This is a genomic window from Candidatus Sulfidibacterium hydrothermale, assembly GCF_020149915.1.
In the GTDB taxonomy this organism is placed as follows: Bacteria; Bacteroidota; Bacteroidia; order Bacteroidales; family F082; genus Sulfidibacterium; species Sulfidibacterium hydrothermale.
On the sequence record NZ_CP083760.1, the window covers coordinates 3172956 to 3188143 of the forward strand.

16 protein-coding genes and 1 pseudogene are annotated in these 15188 nt (G+C 41.7%); 11 read left to right on the plus strand and 6 right to left on the minus strand.

The annotated features are described in order from the left end of the window. Positions 1-15 precede the first annotated feature (15 nt). From LA303_RS12985 to LA303_RS13005, 5 genes are all read left to right on the plus strand, one after another. On the plus strand, positions 16-486 hold the full coding sequence (locus tag LA303_RS12985; protein ID WP_240525807.1) for a DUF2147 domain-containing protein: 471 nt from the start codon (positions 16-18) through the stop codon (positions 484-486). Between the two features lie 86 nt (positions 487-572). Continuing rightward, a complete protein-coding gene (locus LA303_RS12990) occupies positions 573-1499 on the plus strand; it encodes an ABC transporter ATP-binding protein (protein ID WP_240525808.1) in 927 nt (308 codons plus the stop codon). A gap of 2 nt (positions 1500-1501) precedes the next feature. Next, on the plus strand, positions 1502-2248 hold the full coding sequence (locus LA303_RS12995) for an ABC transporter ATP-binding protein (protein WP_240525809.1): 747 nt from the start codon (positions 1502-1504) through the stop codon (positions 2246-2248). A 20-nt stretch (positions 2249-2268) separates the two neighbouring features. Then, entirely contained in the window at positions 2269-3372 is a 1104-nt protein-coding gene (locus tag LA303_RS13000; RefSeq protein ID WP_240525810.1) for an ABC transporter permease, read from the plus strand. 12 nt (positions 3373-3384) lie between these two features. Then, a complete protein-coding gene (locus tag LA303_RS13005) occupies positions 3385-4509 on the plus strand; it encodes an ABC transporter permease (RefSeq protein WP_240525811.1) in 1125 nt (374 codons plus the stop codon). Between the two features lie 113 nt (positions 4510-4622). Here LA303_RS13005 and LA303_RS13010 read toward each other — a convergent pair whose 3' ends face one another. From LA303_RS13010 to LA303_RS13035, 6 genes and pseudogenes are all read right to left on the minus strand, one after another. Next, positions 4623-5363 (minus strand): acyl-[acyl-carrier-protein] thioesterase, encoded by a 741-nt coding sequence (locus LA303_RS13010; protein WP_240525812.1) that lies wholly within the window; start codon positions 5361-5363, stop codon positions 4623-4625. 5 nt (positions 5364-5368) lie between these two features. Then, a complete protein-coding gene (locus tag LA303_RS13015) occupies positions 5369-6214 on the minus strand; it encodes a restriction endonuclease (protein WP_240525813.1) in 846 nt (281 codons plus the stop codon). 53 nt (positions 6215-6267) lie between these two features. Beyond that, a complete protein-coding gene (locus LA303_RS13020) occupies positions 6268-6729 on the minus strand; it encodes a 6-pyruvoyl trahydropterin synthase family protein (RefSeq protein ID WP_240525814.1) in 462 nt (153 codons plus the stop codon). A gap of 22 nt (positions 6730-6751) precedes the next feature. Then, complete coding sequence (locus LA303_RS13620; RefSeq protein ID WP_394371589.1) at positions 6752-7048, minus strand: T9SS type A sorting domain-containing protein; 297 nt, start codon at positions 7046-7048, stop codon at positions 6752-6754. Next, positions 7034-7711 (minus strand): annotated as a pseudogene (locus tag LA303_RS13030) (endonuclease I family protein); the annotation flags it as partial. The pseudogene LA303_RS13030 and the gene LA303_RS13620, both read right to left, overlap by 15 nt. Before the next feature lie 95 nt (positions 7712-7806). After that, positions 7807-8349 (minus strand): manganese efflux pump, encoded by a 543-nt coding sequence (locus tag LA303_RS13035; RefSeq protein WP_240525815.1) that lies wholly within the window; start codon positions 8347-8349, stop codon positions 7807-7809. 145 nt (positions 8350-8494) lie between these two features. Between LA303_RS13035 and LA303_RS13040 the strand changes: the two genes are divergently transcribed. The 6 genes from LA303_RS13040 (at position 8495) to LA303_RS13065 (ending at position 15150) form a co-directional block, all read left to right on the plus strand. Further along, complete coding sequence (locus LA303_RS13040) at positions 8495-8869, plus strand: nitrous oxide-stimulated promoter family protein (RefSeq protein ID WP_240525816.1); 375 nt, start codon at positions 8495-8497, stop codon at positions 8867-8869. Positions 8870-8893: 24 nt separating this feature from the next. Beyond that, entirely contained in the window at positions 8894-9730 is an 837-nt protein-coding gene (locus LA303_RS13045; RefSeq protein WP_240525817.1) for an eIF2B alpha/beta/delta subunit family protein, read from the plus strand. 40 nt (positions 9731-9770) lie between these two features. Beyond that, complete coding sequence (locus LA303_RS13050; protein ID WP_240525818.1) at positions 9771-10649, plus strand: lysophospholipid acyltransferase family protein; 879 nt, start codon at positions 9771-9773, stop codon at positions 10647-10649. Between the two features lie 186 nt (positions 10650-10835). Beyond that, entirely contained in the window at positions 10836-12344 is a 1509-nt protein-coding gene (locus LA303_RS13055; protein WP_240525819.1) for a tetratricopeptide repeat protein, read from the plus strand. 102 nt (positions 12345-12446) lie between these two features. Further along, complete coding sequence (locus LA303_RS13060) at positions 12447-13976, plus strand: glycosyltransferase family 2 protein (protein WP_240525820.1); 1530 nt, start codon at positions 12447-12449, stop codon at positions 13974-13976. Further along, positions 13966-15150, plus strand: a complete 1185-nt coding sequence (locus LA303_RS13065; protein WP_240525821.1) for a glycoside hydrolase family 26 protein — start codon at positions 13966-13968, stop codon at positions 15148-15150. Before LA303_RS13060 ends, LA303_RS13065 begins: the two co-directional genes overlap by 11 nt. The last annotated feature ends 38 nt before the right edge of the window (positions 15151-15188 follow it).

Genomic DNA, 15188 nt, shown 5'->3' on the forward strand with positions numbered 1-15188 from the left:
AAAAATTTTAAAGCGATGAGAGTAACAAGTTTTGCAATTTTGCTGCTGGGTTTATTGATGACCCCTTTTGTAAGTGTTCGGGCACAAGACGAGGTAAAACCCGATGATGTAGTTGGTGTATGGCTTACGCAGTACAAAGATTCGAAAGTAGAAATTTACAAAGACGGAAATAAATATTTTGGTAAAATTGTATGGCTTAAATACCCTATTGACAGTATTACCGGAAAACCGAAAGTAGACGATAAAAACGAAGATCCTAATCTGCGTAACCGGCCGATTATGGGTATGCTGCTGCTGAAAAATTTCGTCTTCGACGACGACGAGTGGGAAGACGGAACGATCTATGATCCTAAAAAAGGGAAAACCTATAGTTGTTATATGGAATTCCCTGATGAGAACAACAAAGACCGATTGAAAATTCGTGGTTATATCGGTGTAAGTCTGTTAGGACGAACTGTTTACTGGACACGGGTAAAAGAAGAATAAACCCGGCTGTCCTGTTTATTAGCTCTTAAACATTTATATTTTATCTATTGTGTTCACGGTGCAAAAACCGATGAAAAGGGAAACGTATGTCTGTAACAATTCACATAAAAAACCTGGTTAAAACGTATGAAGAGGTTAAAGCAGTGAAGAATATATCTCTCTCCATTCAGCCCAATGAGCTTTTCGGGTTCATTGGGCCTGACGGAGCGGGTAAAACAACCATCTTCCGCATTTTAACCAGCCTCATCCTGGCCGACAGCGGTCAGGTAACCATAGACCAATGGGATGTGGTAAACGACTACAAATCCATCCGAAAAATTACCGGATACATGCCCGGACGTTTTTCTCTTTACATGGATTTAACGGTTCAGGAAAATCTTGAGTTCTATGCTAAAATCTTCGGAACCAGCATTGAAGAGAACTATGACCTGATCAAAGACGTTTACGAACAAATTGCCCCGTTTAAAGACCGCCGGGCCGGGGCGCTCTCTGGCGGGATGAAACAAAAACTGGCCCTTTCCTGTGCTCTCATCCATAAACCCCGCCTGCTTATCTTAGACGAACCGACCACCGGTGTAGATGCGGTTTCACGAAAAGAGTTTTGGGAACTGCTTAAAAAAATGCAGAAAAAAGACATTACCATATTGGTATCTACTCCTTACATGGACGAAGCCGCTTTGTGCGACCGGGTAGCACTTATGCAGTCCGGAACGCTGATGACGGTGGATGCTCCAAAAGAAATTGTGAAAAATTTTGACGGAAAACTCTTTGCCGTAAAAACCGACAAGATGTATCCGTTACTGAACGACCTGTCAGATTATGAAAATAAAAAACAGGTTTACCGGTTTGGAGAATTCCTGCATATGGTATGCCCGATTAATACCGATCCGCAACAGGAAATAGAAAAAATCAAAACATTTCTTTCGAAAAAAGGACATAAGGATATTGTGGTAGAACCTATTACACCGGTTATCGAAGACTGCTTCCTGGATTTAATGAATAAAAATGCCTGATCATGAGCCAAGAACAAGAAAGAGAAAAAATCATTGAAGTACATGACCTGGTAAAGCGCTTCGGCACTTTCGAGGCCAACAAAGGCCTTACTTTTCACGTTTACAAAGGTGAGATCTATGGCTTTTTAGGAGCCAACGGCGCAGGAAAAACCACCGCCATGAAAATTTTGTGCGGTTTATCCAAACCTACTTCCGGAACCGTAATTGTTGCCGGCGTTGACATCAATAAAAATCCGGAAGCCGTAAAAGAACGAATTGGTTATATGAGCCAGTTTTTCTCTTTGTACAATGATATGACGGTAAAAGAGAACTTCCGTTTTTACGGCGGAATTTACGGACTCAGCAAAAAAGAAATTCAGGACAGAATGCATTATTTTCTGGACAAGCTGAAAATGCAACGTTTTGAAAATATGCTGCTAAAAAACATTCCGCTGGGATGGAAACAAAAACTGGCTTTCTCGGTAGCTAACATGCACCATCCGGATATCATTTTTCTGGATGAACCCACCGGCGGCGTCGACCCGATTACCCGGAGACAGTTCTGGGAAATGATTTACGACGCTTCCGCAGAAGGAACAACTGTTTTTGTCACAACACACTACATGGACGAAGCAGAATATTGCGAGCGGGTTTCTATTATGTCGGCAGGAGAAATTAAAGCATTAGGCCGTCCCCGCGATTTAAAAGATCAGTTTCATGTGGATAATATGAACGATGTATTTCTACGAATTGCCAGAAATGTGGAATAACTCAATTAAAAAGAAAAACAATGTGGGCTTTTATTAAAAAAGAATTTTTATACATTTTTCGCGACTACCGCACCATGCTTATTTTGTTTGGGATGCCGCTGGCACAAATCCTGCTTTTCGGATTTGCCATTACCAACGACATCAACAACGCACATATTGCCGTGCTCGATCAGTCGAAAGATGTGGTAACCCGCGAAATAACCCGAAAACTATTATCATCACACTATTTTATTCTCGACCGGTATTTGAAATCGGAAAAAGAAATCAAATCGGCTTTCCGCCGTGGCGAGATTAAAGAGGTTGTGGTTTTCGAAAAAGATTTCGCACAAAAGATGAAAACGGACGGCGAAGCCCATGTACAACTTTTACTGGATGCTTCGGATCCTAACACCGCCAATATCTTAAATTCATATACCGAAGGAATTATCAACTCCTACATTTTTCAACACCAGCTGCAGGAGGGGAAAATTCCCTTACGAATTGATGTCGAAAGCACCATGGAGTACAACCAGGAACTGAAAAGTGTATTTATGTTTGTTCCGGGAATTATTACTGTAATTCTGATGCTGGTTTCGGCCATGATGACCTCCATTACCATTGTTCGTGAAAAAGAGCTGGGTACCATGGAAGCCTTGCTGGTTTCTCCGGTACGACCGGGGATCATCATCTTGGGAAAAGTGGTTCCTTACGTCGTATTATCGTTCATCAACCTGGTGGTCATCTTGCTGATGTCGCAGTTTGTCTTCGGTATGCCTATCCGCGGAAGCGCCCCGCTGTTGCTGGCTGAGAGTTTGCTTTTCCTGGTGATGTCGCTTTCACTCGGTATTCTTATCTCGACAGTAAGTAAAACCCAGCAACAGGCCATGATGCTCTCCATGTTCGGGTTAATGCTTCCTACTATCCTGCTGTCCGGATTTATTTTCCCGATAGCCAATATGCCGGTTGTACTACAATGGCTGAGTGACCTGATGCCCGGAAAATGGTTCATCATTATCATCAAAAACATCATGCTGAAAGGAATTGGTTTCTCTTACTTCTGGAAAGAAACCCTCATCATATTTGCCATGACAGCATTGTTTGTTGTACTGAGTATCAAACGATTTAACATCAGACTGGAAGAATAATATCCGAAAAAAATGAAGCGTTTAAGAACAGTAAAGTATATATTGCAAAAAGAATTTATCCAGATTTTCAGGGATAAATCCATGTTGCCCATTATCATCCTGATCCCAATTTTTCAGTTGCTGATTTTATCATACACAGCTACTTTTGAGATCAAAAACATCCGGCTTGAGATTGTGGACCATGATCATTCTACCGAGTCCAGAGCACTTACCGACGAGTTTTCCGGTTCACGATTTTTCAAACTCATCGGCGAAAATGACAACTATCAGGATGCAGAAGAAAATCTCGCTGCCGGAAAAATTGATCAGATCCTCGTGATTGAACCCGGTTTTGAAAGAAAACTTTTTAAAGAAGGAAAAGCAGAAGTACAGATTGTTACCGACGCTATTAACGGAAGTGCAGCCAGTTTGATGGCAGCTTATGCCATTAATATTATCCAGCAGTTTAATGAAAATATTGTGGTCCATCAATTTCCGCTGCACTACAAAGGTATGCCGGTAAAAGTTACCTCATCGTTCTGGTATAATCCGGAGCTGGATTATATAACATATATGGTCCCCGGAATCCTGGTGTTGCTGATTACGATTGTGGCCATGTTCTTGTCTTCAATGAACATTGTAAAAGAAAAAGAACTGGGAACCATTGAACAGCTGAATGTAACGCCCATTAAAAAAATGGAATTCATTGCCGGTAAACTTATCCCTTTCTGGATTTTGGCCATGATCGATTTAGGAATCGGACTTTTGCTTGCCAAATATTGGTTCGGAATTACGATCGTCGGCAGTTCCATGTTGCTTCTGTTTGTTGCTGCCGTTTATCTGATTCTGGTATTGGCCATGGGACTGTTTGTTTCTACCCTGACCGACACCATGCAACAGGCTATGTTTATTTCATGGTTTGTTCTGATGATCTTTATTCTAATGAGCGGTTTGTTTACCCCGGTAGAAAGTATGCCTATTTGGGCTCAAAAGCTAAATATGCTTAACCCGCTGGCTTACTTTATCAAGATCAACCGGATGATCATCCTGAAAGGATCCACTTTTGCCGATTTCCACAAAGATTTCTTTATCCTTACCGGTTACGGATTGATCATGTTGACATTTGCTATCTTACGATACCGCAAAACAAAAGCATAAAAACAATTCCGGGCCTTCCGGAAAACAGTTTAACCTTCAACTCATCAAAAAAAATCTCGCCCTTGTGCACAGCATAACGAGGGCGAGATTTCTATTAATAGAGACAAATTTTCTTACGGCTGCATTTCAACCTTAGCCCAAAAAGCGGTTTTTCCGGTTTCTTTTTTAAAGCCACGGATATAACCCGAACCGTCGCGGCTTTTCTGAATAGAAACGGTATCGTTCAGCAAACACTCCTGAAAATAATTAAACGAAATGAACGCCATACGGTTATGGCCGTATTGCTCGTAAACCGCATCTGATAGCCAGTCAAAATATTTTCCGGCATTGGCATGGCCATTCATATCCAGGTCTGAATAGCGAATTTTTACCGAAAAAAGCTCTTCAAATTCAATGTCCGGATCCAGTTTAAAAAAAGGTTCGTTTAAAGCTACTTTTTCGGTTAAATGATCATACAGATGTTCGAGCGTACTCATACGGCGCGGACGGCGTGTTTTCAGGTTGATCACCGACCATTCGGAAGTAGCAGCAGCCAGAAGGGCATCTTGTTCATCCCGGATTTCAAATTCGCGGAAAGCGGTCAGTGCTCCTACCCGGCTTGGCCAGGTAAACAGCTTGTATTTTTCTTTCCAGGCCGGCAAACGGTTAATTTGTATGTTTATCCGGAATAAAACCCACGAAAGATCTTCTTTGCTGGTATTGGTAAATCCAAATCCGAGATGCTCGGCATGATCTACGGCCGCCTGCAATAATACACGATCCAGCGCAGTAATGCTCAGATGATTGTCAACCGTTGTTTCTTCCCACGAAACAATATGTTGTTCCGTCCATATTTCTCTTATTGTTGTCGCCATAATTTTTACATTTCTCCTGCCAGCAAACCGGCTTCTGCCAATAACTTTTCAATTCGTAATTCACTCAGTCCCATCTCTTCCAGAAGGGGAACATGATTCGGAATATCCCGGCAAAGGACCACTCCTTTTTCCAGTAAAAACTGCTTTTCAGCCGATTTTAATTCACTCAAACTGGTAATTGGATGATAACCCGACTGGTCGATCCAGTTTTTCAGGCTGTTTCCCGCCGGATAATCCCACGAAACAAGACGCAATCCGGCACATTCGGCATATTGAATAGCATCAGATGAAAAACGGGTATTGGTAGCCACCATCCCGTAATACTGAATATCCGATTCGGGATTGGCTTTTCTCCAGGCTGCTGCAACATCTTTAAACCGCGATTCGATGTAAAGAACCACTTTAACATCACAATTCCGTTTGCTATCGCTGTGGTATTTACATTCTATCATCATTTGCTCATCTTTGTTGCGGGCCACAACATCCACTTCATGCTCCACACATTTCCCTTTGATATGAACATTTACCGTCGACTGATAGCCTCTGGACTCCATAATCCGGCCCATAAATTTCTCAAACGGATAACCCGACGGGCCCAATTCCATAATGGCTTTTTTCAACCGGTATCGCCCGGCAGAATGTCTGGAACTCCGTCGTAAGATCCGGTAAGCCGTTTGATAAATTTTCCGGGTAGTTATTCCCTGATACAAACTTTTTTTAACTGCAGCCAGTGCCTGCTCTACATCTTTTGTGCCTGCTCCCGAATTTTTCAAAGCGGTACGCAGCTTATTTTCATCAAACGGAACACGGTCGCCGTTTCCTTTGGTTATATATATAATTTCCTGACTCATTATCTTCAATTTCTTGTTTAAAAATCTTAATTCTTCTCCTTTTCCGGTTGAGATCAATTCTCATTGTCTTCGGCATACCATTCCGCATAACTGGTAGTCGTTTCTCTAAGAAACATGTGTTTTAAGGTAACATTTTCCGGAAGACGTTTTTTAATTACCTCCACAAAATCAATGAGCATCAGTTCACTGGTGGGATTGTAATCTTTCAGAATAACCCTTTCAAAATTCTTTTTCAACTCGGCAAGTAAACCGTCCGGCATTTTATTGTACAGCACCAAAGCATGATCGTATCGATTAACGATTTCTTCCTTGACAATTTTTTTCAAATCACCAAAATCCATAACCATCCCCAGTTTCGGACTTTTTTCATCAATAATGGGTTTCCCGGCTATGGTCACCTTCAATTCGTAGGTGTGGCCATGTATGTTTCGACACAGCCCGTCATATCCTTTCAGCGCATGCGCCATTTCAAAACGAAAATCTTTGGTAATACGTACAGTGGCTTGTTTTATCATAAGTTAAGTATTGTCTTTGTTTTTACTGTCTGGCAGCCATTTTAATAATTTTATACTGTTTTGACCAACTGCTTTCCGGATTGGTCAAAATTAAAAAATAGAGGCCGGTTTTTAACTTTTCTAGACAAATCCGGTTTTGTCCGTTAACAATTTTTCCGGCACGTACAATTTGTCCCGTAAGATTAATCAGCCGGTAATCCATTGTCTTGTTTTCTCCGCTTTCCACGGTTAAAAAATCGACCGCAGGATTAGGGTAAACCGCTACCTGTAATTCCGGATTACGGGCAATGGAAGTAGGTCCACCCCAGATTTTCTGAATGTATTCCGGATGATCAATATACGGATTACGGTTATGCTGATATTCATAATAAATCACATCATTCCGGTGACGTTCAAAATCATCGGGCGGATCCTGGGCATTCCATTCCAGTAAAGTAGAAAGTTTTCCCATTTCCGGTTTGTCGCCGGTATTCACGTGGTCAACCACTTCCAGGTCGGGCTCTCCGTCATCACCCTCGTAGCGGGTAGCCATGTAAAAAATCATACGGGCCACATCTCCTTTCACCGCATCGCGAGGTTCAAACGAGTCGCCATCTTTATAACAATCGTCTGTGCCGGGCACCAAGGTTCCTCCGTTGTCAAAATCAAGGTTGCCGCGATAAGCGTTTACTTTGACATCTGCAGGCCGGATGTGATGCGCATCGGTGCCCGCCGGCGGATCGGTGCCAAAATCGCCATGCGATTTGGCCCATACATGCTCACGGTTCCATTGTCCGACATCTCCACCGTGATCGCTCTTGGCTCTGGAAATACCGGTGTATATCAGAATCACATTATTCTTGTTTTTCGGATCCTCATCCGTAGCACTTAATATATCCCACAGGTCGCTGTAGCTAAACTCTTTATGTCCTTTAATAATCTCATGCAAAGCGGCTTTCAGTTGTTCTCCTGTTTTCCCCTGGGCATTGGAATAATATCCGTCAGGAATTTGTCCCCACAGCCGAAAAACAGACAGGAACAAAAAAAGAAAAAATCCTTTTTTAATAAACGATTTCATAAAATCAGACGAATGGTTCTTTAAAAAAACAAAAAATAAAACGAAACAAAAGTAAGCAAACCTCCGGCGGTCATGTAAAGTAAAGAAATGGCCGGCAAAGCCAAGGTTTTATTTTTAATGAAGGCAAACAACACGGAAAAAACAAAAGAAAAAAGAGCCAGGTAGATAATATCTGATGAAAGATTCAGCGGAAGAAAATAAAATAAAATCCCGGCAAGAAAAGTATTCACAGCCTGGGCTACTGCCGGAAGAATATACGTTGCACTTTTCCCTACCACATACGTTCGTTCTCCTTTCCGTACCCGAAAAGCCTCCATGCTAAAACGTACAGCAATCAGGAAAAAACCAACAAACAGAATGTAACGGCTTATTCCCGAAACGAGATGCATAAACCGGTTTCCCAGCCAGATCCCCGTTAAAAACAGCAACAACTGTCCCAGCACAAGAAATACCACACTACCGGTTATATGGATAAAAGACATCTTCCGGACATCAATACCCAAAGCCACAGGCATCACCTGAAACGACAACAAAAAAAGGATAAGGATGGATACGATTTCCATGGCATTTCTTTTCCGCAAAAATAACATCTTTTCGTAAGCCCCAAAGCTCCTTCCGGTGATTGGACGGGAAAAAAGAGTACCCGGAAGAACAATCCGGTTGTCTTTTTTCGGTACCTTTGCCACTGCAAACAAGACAAAACATAGCATGGACAGAAAAAAAGCACGGATTGTTCGCGAAAAAAAGACCATTGAAGAAATGATTAAACTCTATTGTCACCATTACCATGGGACAAAAGGGGATGAGTTATGCCCTGACTGCCGGTCTTTACTCGACTACGTTTATCTCAGGGTAGATAAATGTGTATTTAAAGAGAACAAACCCACCTGTAAAAATTGCACCATCCATTGCTATTCCAAACCGAGAAAAGCCCAAATTAAAGAGGTGATGCGTTATTCGGGCCCGCGCATGATGTTTCATGCTCCCGGCCTGGCTCTGATGCACTTAATTGACGGATGGAAAGACAAAGCACTGATTGAAAAGTTTTTGGCTGAACGGGAAAAGAAAAACCGGGAAAAATAACTTCCTCCATACGAATGGCTTGCCATGAAATCACAGCTGTTTACCGATATCTTACAGGATAATTTTTCCGGTTCCGGGGCAATTCTTGATGCGGTTCAGAAACAATTAAACTCTTTTCCTCCGGAACAATCTCTTGACATACCCGATATCCTGAAACAACTAGATAAACTGGAACAAACCTTTCCGCATTTTGCTCTTCTGTATCATTTTTTAAAAACACTTCGTCATTTTTTAAGCAATAAAAACCGGGTGCAAGGCGTCGCATTAAAACAATTTGTCGAGCAATACCGGAAAAAATGGGAAAATACACAGCAAAAGGCTGCCGAAAATTTTTTGGAAAATACTACCGTATCCGGGAAAAACATTTTGCTGCACAGCAACAGTTCGGCCATTCGCCAGCTTTTTTCGCAAATGGCTTCGGCCCGTCTTTTCCCGGAAATCTGGCAAACCGTTTCTTCACCGGTAAACGAGGGAATCCTACAGGCCGTTTTCTTGGAAAAATTAGGATTCCGGGTTCATCTTTTTCATGAAGACAGCATTTCGCAATTTGTCCGGCAAATTGACTTTGCCCTGTTTGGGGCAGACTTATGGTGGGATAACTATTTTTTAAATAAAATCGGGACTTTCCCGCTTGCACTGTTTTTTCACCACTTTAACAAACCGGTTTACGTGTTGGCCGAAAAACGAAAAAAAATTGCGTTGTCGGAAATATCAGAAAAACGATTTCAGCAAATGATCCATGAAAATCCTAAACCGGCAAAAGAAATACTGCCACAAACGGAAAACAACATCCAGGTACACAATTTTTATTTTGAAATTATCCCGTCAAAATTTGTAACCCGGTTTTTTACTGAAGAATAGAAAAACCCGTACTTTCAGGTTTATTTCATAAGTTTGCCCCATGGATTATTTGATTACATGGGTACTCGCGTTTTTTGCCAGAGTTGTTGGTTTAATTCCTTTCCGGGTTTTATACATCATCTCTGATGGGATGTACTTCTTTTTGTATCGGATTATCCGTTACCGGCGAAAAGTGGTGGAAGAAAATCTCCGTAATTCTTTCCCGGATATTTCAGAAAAGGAATTAAAAAAGCTGATTCGCGGCAGCTATAAAAACCTGGCAGATATTTTTGTGGAAGGGATCAAGGGTTTTACCATGACGGATGAACAGTATCTTAAAAGGTACAAAGTAAAAAACCCGGAAATCTTACAACATCTCCGCGATGAAAAGAAAAGTGCCGTTTTTTTACCGGCCCATTATGGAAACTGGGAATGGGGCACCAAAGCCACCCCTTCACAGTTGGGGTTTAAGCATATGGTTATCATTTACAAACCACTTTCAAACAAGCCGGCCGATCTTTTTTTCAAGAAACACCGTTCGCAAAAAGGATTGATTATGGGGTCCATCTACGAAACGGCCAAACTTTTCAGAAAATACACTCCCGATTTTTCAGCTTTTATTTTAGTGTCTGACCAAAGTCCGCCACCCGTAGCCAAAAAAGTGTACTGGATTGATTTTCTCGGTCAGCAAACCGCCTTTTTGCGCGGAGCCGAACTCTTTACAAGACAATACAATCTTCCTGTTTACTATTCTGAAGCCCAACGTATTAAGCGGGGATATTACGAAGTTTCCCTCACCCCTATCATCGATGACCCGTCAACATTACCTGATGGCGAGATCACCCGGCGTTACGCCAAATTACTGGAAAAAACAATCCGTAAAAAACCCGAAGACTGGCTTTGGTCACACCGCCGCTGGAAAATAAAAAAAGAAAATTAATTTGTTTTTAAGATTTTTATCTTATTGATTATAAATCATATAGAACTAACTTCATTAAGTTTTTAAAAGGATATTCACTTTTTACAAAATATTGTAACTCTTTATCCGTTGGTTCTTTACATATTTGCAGTTTATTTGCATAAATATCAAGAGGGAAAAAGGATGTCATTTTATAGAATTCAATTTATGCCTTTACGGCATAAGGTTTATGCCGTAATTACTTTTATTGTCGCGTTTATCGTTATCGCTGTTCCGTTACAAGCGCAAAACAGTCTTGTCAACCAAACCGTTAATAAAGCAAAGATGCTGCGCAACCAAAAAAGATTTGGTGAAGCAGCCCAGGTTCTCGGCAATTTTGAGAAAAAATATCCCGGCAATTTGTGGGTAGAACAACTTTACGCACAAACGCTCTTCTGGATGAAAGATTACCGTCGGGCAGAAAGAATTTACCGGCGAGCCATCGGTTTTCATCCAAACGATCTGACACTTAAGTACGATTATGCTGTGATGCTATATGCCGAAAACAGATTGAATGATGCAAAAAATCAATTGCAAAATTATCTCCGGCTAAAACCTGACGACGCCAAGGTACAAGCTTTTCTCGGCAAAATTTTATATTATCAGGGGAATGTTCATCAAGCTGAAAAACATTTAAAAGAGGCCGTTCGACTTCATCCCGGAGATCAAAAAACCGAACAACTTTATCGTGAAGTTTACCGTATTGTGCAGCCCCAGCTTACAGTAAAAGCCGATTTTATGAGTGACGATCAGCCCATGCAGGCCTTGGGAGCTACACTCCGTTTCGGATGGTTCGTATCCAACGGACTGGATTTTGACCTTTCCGGAAACGCTTTTAACTATTCACAAATTGCCAACCCCGGACTCATCACCCGGGCCGAAATCGGAAACCGTTTTCACTTCCCAAAAGCCAAAATGGAACTGAGACTTTCCGGAGCCTGGTTTTACGCTAACTCTACCCAAACCCAGGACTGGGGTGGAAGTGCCAATTTGAAGAAAAAATTCGGCAAGTATTTTGGTGTAACACTTGATGCCCGCCGGACCAATTACAGCTACACTACCGCCAGTGTAAATGATAATTTGCTCATGATGGACCAATACTCTCTTGCTTTCACCCTGGGCAAAAGCAATGGATGGAATGGAATGGCCGGAGGCCGTTACCAGTTTTTTTCGGATGACAACTATGTCAATGCCTTCTATTTATGGTTTCTAAGCAAACCATTGGATATTTCCGGTTTAAAACTCTCTTTTGGTTATGCTTTCAATTACATGGACTCAAAAGAAGACCGTTTCGTACCGAAAACGACCATGAATGCAAACATCGACACAACCCAGACCATTCAGGTTGAAGGAATTTATGTTCCTTATTACACACCACATAATCAATATGCAAATTCGGTATTGGTGAATTTTAATTATCATTTCTCACCTTATGCAGCCATTTACGGACACGCATCAATAGGTGTATATTCACAAACCAAAGCCCCGGGATATGTACTCTATGACTTTCAATACATTAAGTCTTTTTCTTACCAAAGTTATACTCCACTGGATCTCGGGTTAAGTTTTCATACAGACATTTCACGAAAAGTTTCTCTTAGTTTAAGCTATAATTATCTACAAACCTATTACTACAGTAGTCACAATGTCCATTTTGTTTTTAAATACTATTTTTAAGCCATGCAGGTAAAAAAAAGAACAAAAAACAAAAAAGATTACTGGCAATTTTGGGAAGCGCATGATGTAACATCAATTCGGCGTTTTTTCTTTTTAATCTTGATGATTGCGGGTATAATCAGTGTAGCCATCTTTTTTGACTGGTGGTTTCGGCGTGGCCATGTGGCTTCTGTCCCGCTTTTTGTTTTACTGTCGCTGATTATTTGGTATGGCATTTTGCGCATGATTTTAATTTGGGTCAATTATTTTGCCATCAAAAAACCCAAACGGATTGAGCCGGAAAAAGGATTGAAGGTGGCTATTTTCACCACCAGTTCTCCGGGCGAACCATTAAGCATGTTCGACAAAACACTGGAAGCCTGTGCAAACATTACTTATCCGCATACCACATATCTGTTGGACGACACCCAGGATCCGCGATACCGGGAAATTGCCGAAAAACACGGCGCCGTTTGGCTCGAATTGGTAGGATTACCCGGAGCCAAAGCCGGAAAAGTGAACAAAGCACTGCAAATGATTGACGAAGACTTTGTTTTAATTCTCGATCCGGACCATATTCCGTTTCCTAATTTTTTGGATGAAGTTCTCGGATATTTTAAAGACGAAAAAGTAGGTTTTGTACAGGTATCTCAGGCCTACTATAACCAATACCGGTCATTTACCGCCAAAGGAGCTGCAGAACAAACGTATACTTTTTATGGCCCGACCATGATGGGCATGTACGGCCACGGCACAAGTGTAGCCATTGGCGCCAATTGTACTTTCCGGAAAAAAGCGCTGGAATCCATTGGAGGACACGGTATTGGATTAGCCGAAGACTTAATTACATCCATCCGGTTACATGCAGCCGGATGGAAATCAGTGTTTCGCCCTATTGTAGTAAGCCGCGGATTGGTTCCGGAAGATTTTGGATCATTTTGCAAACAACAACTAAAATGGTCGCGGGGCGTTTTTGAAGTTTTGTTCACCGAATGGCCCCGACTGTATAAAAAACTCACCGGATGGCAAAAAATATCTTACCTTGCCATCTCCACCTATTACATGGTAGGAATCACCACTTTTTTATACGTGGCCATACCATTCCTTTACTTTTGGGCAGGATGGTTGCCGGCAAACATGGAGTTTAGCGAATTCCTGTTAAAAGGCACTCCTTTAGTCGTTATCGCCATTCTGATTTATTTGTACGTTCAGCACTGGCTTAGCCATCCGCCTACCGAAAGAGGCCTTCACTGGCGCGGAATGATCTTGAAATTTGCCATGTGGCCGGTCTTTTTTCTCGGTGCGATGCTGGCTGTTGTCAATGCCGATATTCCCTATATCCCCACCGCTAAAAAAGCAGTAAAAGGATTAAGTCCTTACACCCGGCCATTAATCTTTCAGGTTATTCTTTTTATATTTACTTTGGCTTACGTTATTTACGACCGGCTATACGTAGTATCAGAAGGTGTTTTGGTCCTGACCAGCCAAAAAGTATGGGGAATGTTTGCATTTGCATTTGTATCCATCATTATGGTTATCGGCGGAATTTATGCCGCTTACGAATCCCGGGATCTGGACCCTGAAGAGCCTTGGACTAAAGTGGACTTAAAGAAAATCAAAACAGAAAAAAACATAAAAACATATGAAAAATAAAATAAAACGACTGGCATTTATTGGAGGAGCTACTTTGCTTGGTATTGCACTGGTACTCTTTTTTGTCTTTCTCGGAAACCGTTCCAATGGGCCTATTTCTGAAATGTTATCCACTTTGGGTAATAAAGTAACAGATGTGGAACATAACTTAATCTTAAAAGAACGCATTCCTATCAGAGTAAAAAAACTAAAATGGTTTGAAAACAAAAGAAACGATCCTTCCTTTCTTCGTTATCCTGACACCGTTATTCTTGGCGTGTACGATAACAACTACATGAAAAGCTTTGACAATATTCTTCGTTTTGATAAAATGCTGAAAGCGCCTTTGGCGCTCATCCAGATTTATGTAGCCTGGGGAGATAAACCCAAAGAAGAGTTTCCCATGCTTTACGCCAAAGCAATTTACGATTTGGGATCTCTCCCGCTGATTACCTGGGAACCCTGGCTCAACGACTTTGACAGAGAAAAACACCATTTGCCCAAAGTAGTAGATCCAAACAAAAAAGGAATGCAGGCTGTAGCCCAAGGGGAATACGACTTTTATATTAAAAAATGGGCACAAAGCGTGAAAGAATTTGGGCACATGGTTTTTATCCGCTTCGGCCACGAGATGAATGACCCTTACCGCTATCCCTGGGGACCACAAAATAACAAACCAAAAGATTTTATTGCTGCCTGGCGGCATGTTGTACGGGTTTTTAAAAACATGAATGTGTATAACGTCATGTGGATCTGGGCACCCCAGCCGGCTTATTTGCACTACAAAGAATATTATCCGGGTAATAATTACGTAGACTGGGTAGGAGTAGCGGCATTGAATTACGGAACCGTAGCTCCCTGGTCGAAATGGTGGAGTTTCAAACAAATTTTCGGAAACTATTACGACCGGCTGGCTGTATTTGGAAAACCGTTGATGATTACAGAAATGGGAAGCTTAACCGTGGGGGGTAATCGTACCCAATGGTTCAAACAGGCCTTTGACAGCCTGCCCGAAAAATACCCGCAATTGCGATCTGTTTTGTTTTTCAATGATAACAAAGACAATACAACGCTAAACAAATCGCTTGACTGGAGTATTTTGTATGATACCGCCACTTGTGAAGCCATTCGTACTTCCATCCGGACAACCTGGAAATTTTCTCACGAAGAGTACGAAACGGACACAACCCGGTAAACCTTACTTCTGCGGGCTGTTATTCAAAAGGACAAAAT

Coding starts and splice junctions, on each gene's coding strand:
- LA303_RS13050 (WP_240525818.1), top strand. CDS start 9,771: ATGGATTATTTGATTACATGGGTACTCGCGTTTTTTGCCAGAGTTGTT.
- LA303_RS13000 (WP_240525810.1), top strand. CDS start 2,269: ATGTGGGCTTTTATTAAAAAAGAATTTTTATACATTTTTCGCGACTAC.
- LA303_RS13010 (WP_240525812.1), bottom strand. CDS start 5,363: ATGGCGACAACAATAAGAGAAATATGGACGGAACAACATATTGTTTCG.
- LA303_RS12985 (WP_240525807.1), top strand. CDS start 16: ATGAGAGTAACAAGTTTTGCAATTTTGCTGCTGGGTTTATTGATGACC.
- LA303_RS13040 (WP_240525816.1), top strand. CDS start 8,495: ATGGACAGAAAAAAAGCACGGATTGTTCGCGAAAAAAAGACCATTGAA.
- LA303_RS13060 (WP_240525820.1), top strand. CDS start 12,447: ATGATTGCGGGTATAATCAGTGTAGCCATCTTTTTTGACTGGTGGTTT.
- LA303_RS12990 (WP_240525808.1), top strand. CDS start 573: ATGTCTGTAACAATTCACATAAAAAACCTGGTTAAAACGTATGAAGAG.
- LA303_RS13015 (WP_240525813.1), bottom strand. CDS start 6,214: ATGAGTCAGGAAATTATATATATAACCAAAGGAAACGGCGACCGTGTT.
- LA303_RS13065 (WP_240525821.1), top strand. CDS start 13,966: ATGAAAAATAAAATAAAACGACTGGCATTTATTGGAGGAGCTACTTTG.
- LA303_RS13045 (WP_240525817.1), top strand. CDS start 8,894: ATGAAATCACAGCTGTTTACCGATATCTTACAGGATAATTTTTCCGGT.
- LA303_RS12995 (WP_240525809.1), top strand. CDS start 1,502: ATGAGCCAAGAACAAGAAAGAGAAAAAATCATTGAAGTACATGACCTG.
- LA303_RS13005 (WP_240525811.1), top strand. CDS start 3,385: ATGAAGCGTTTAAGAACAGTAAAGTATATATTGCAAAAAGAATTTATC.
- LA303_RS13055 (WP_240525819.1), top strand. CDS start 10,836: ATGCCTTTACGGCATAAGGTTTATGCCGTAATTACTTTTATTGTCGCG.
- LA303_RS13035 (WP_240525815.1), bottom strand. CDS start 8,349: ATGGAAATCGTATCCATCCTTATCCTTTTTTTGTTGTCGTTTCAGGTG.
- LA303_RS13020 (WP_240525814.1), bottom strand. CDS start 6,729: ATGATAAAACAAGCCACTGTACGTATTACCAAAGATTTTCGTTTTGAA.